At 39.5% G+C, this 2,234-nt stretch carries 3 protein-coding genes; all 3 read left to right on the top strand.

What is annotated here, in order from left to right; genetic code table 11:
- Window positions 1–279, top strand: a 279-nt coding sequence (locus PN499_RS05935; protein WP_272030770.1) for a Uma2 family endonuclease, incomplete at its 5' end; no start/stop codon positions are given.
- 259 nt (window positions 280–538) lie between these two features.
- Window positions 539–1,537 (top strand): calcium-binding protein, encoded by a 999-nt coding sequence (locus PN499_RS05940; RefSeq protein ID WP_272030771.1) that lies wholly within the window; start codon window positions 539–541, stop codon window positions 1,535–1,537.
- 244 nt (window positions 1,538–1,781) lie between these two features.
- On the top strand, window positions 1,782–2,234 hold a 453-nt coding region (locus PN499_RS05945; RefSeq protein ID WP_272030772.1), incomplete at its 3' end, for a Uma2 family endonuclease.

The raw sequence follows: 2,234 nt of genomic DNA on the forward strand, positions 1-2,234 counted from the left end.
TGCCTAATCGTTGAAGTTTTATCACCTAGCACTGAAGCATACGATCGCGGCAGCAAATTTAGAATGTATCGCCACAATCCAATTTTACAAGACTACTTATTAGTTAGCTCCACCAGTATTGAAATGGATTTATATCACAAAAAAGAGACAGGAGAATGGATTATTATAAACTACAAAGAAGGGGATACCGTAGAACTAAAAAGCATTAATCTGAGTTTCGCGATCGAGCAAGTCTATCGAGGCCTGATACTCACGCCAGAATTAATGGATAATAGGTAAGTGGCAGAAACATTTAAGAAATTGGTTTGCTAATTGCTGCTACTGTACCTCATAACAGCGGTTCCCGCTGTATTTTTTATGCTTAAATAGAAATCCATCCTAAGATGGAGGTTCTAATACTATAGAAACTGCCATAATTTACTTGATAACTTTCCGTAAAGCTCTGCGAAATCACTGTAGAAAAAACAAATTTAGATCTAGTCAGACTCAAAGTTATTAACTTTGGGCGTAAAATTTATAGCAATCTTTAGAGGGAATCATGGCAAATTACGATATTTTTGACGAACAATATTATCTTTCCCAATATCCGTTTGTGAAAGATGCGATCGCTAAAGGATTAGTTAAATCTGGTCTGGATCACTTTCAAAAGTATGGTCAAGCCGCTGGTTTTGCCAACGTATCCCGATATTTTGACGAAGCTAACTACCTCGAAAATAATCCCGACTTAAGACCTTTTATCCGCACATTTAATCCCAATGGCACTTTTGTTTCTGGTCTCGATCACTTTATCCAATATGGTTACGATGAAGGTGGACGGCGCACTCAAGTATCCACTCAAGTATCCTCTGAGTATAACGAAGACTTTTATCTGGCAAACAACTCAGATTTACTGCCGTTTATTAAGAATGTAACTTTCAAATCGGGATATCAGCACTTCATCAAATACGGTGCAAAAGAAGGTCGTTTTGGCACGTCTTTCTTTGAACCAGAATACTTAAAGAAAAATCCTAATCTTGTGCCATTTATCAACTCTGGAGCCTTAAAAACAGGTCGCTATCACTACTTCCAATTTGGGGAATTTGAAACCAACCGTTCGGCAACTTTTGTCGGTAGCCATACCAACGATACCGTTACTGGTGTTGGCGTGGGGAATGTCGAAATCATTGGAGTTGAAGTAGGTATAGATCCCAGTGGCAATCGGCAGTATGAAAGTTTTGGTACAAATGAATTTGATGTCTTAATTGGCGACTCTGGGAAAGATACATTTGTACTGGGAGTTCCTGCTACCGCTGGTAATGCCGCAGCCACACCGCTATATTTGGGTAATGGCCAGGCTACCATTCGGAACTTCGCCATAAACCGAGATTTTATCCAGTTGCAAGGATCGTCATTGAACAACTATAATCTGGTTCCTGTCGGTAACGATCTATCCATCCAAACCAGTTTTGGAGATGTGCTAGGTGTGATTCAGGGGGGAGCAAATTTAAGTTTCACCGTTCAAACGATAAATCCTAACGGCACTTTCTTGATTGGCTAGAATGGCGATTAGGACAGATCAATCCTCGTAGGGACACGGCATTGCCCATTGGTGTCAACTTAAGACTGAAACCCTTGATAAATATCGTTTATAGCCGAGTCCAGATCCCTAAATCCCCATTAAAAAGGGTGACTTTGATTAACTCTTGTCCCCCCCTTTCTCAAGCAGCAGGGCTAGGGGGATCTTCATTGTTGCATTCTTTATAGATGGTATAATTTTTCTATTACCCATTCCTGAAAAAACCATGATTGGAGTTAAAGACAATTCCCCACAACTTACTCCCGAAGAATATTTTATTTGGGAAGAAAAGCAACTCGAAAAACATGAATATATCAACGGTCAAGTTTACGCCATGAGCGGCGGTAATAAAAATCATAGTTTAATCTCTGTTAAATTTATCACCTTGCTTTCTAATCATTTAGAAGGAAGTAGCTGCGAAACGGGTAATTCAGACTTGAGAGTTAACATTCTTGAAACTAATGACTATACCTATCCCGATGTCAGTGTAACCTGCGACGATCGCGATCGAACCACAACCCAATACATTACCTATCCTTGCCTAATCGTTGAAGTTTTATCACCTAGCACTGAAGCATACGATCGCGGCAGCAAATTTAGAATGTATCGCCACAATCCAATTTTACAAGACTACTTATTAGTTAGCTCCACCAGTATTGAAATGGATTTATATCACAAA

Source organism: Kamptonema animale CS-326, assembly GCF_028330895.1.
In the GTDB taxonomy this organism is placed as follows: Bacteria; Cyanobacteriota; Cyanobacteriia; order Cyanobacteriales; family Microcoleaceae; genus Kamptonema; species Kamptonema formosum.

Bases quoted from the DNA above. Each gene is read 5' to 3' on its own strand.
- PN499_RS05940 (WP_272030771.1), top strand. From the start codon at position 539: ATGGCAAATTACGATATTTTTGACGAACAATATTATCTTTCCCAATAT.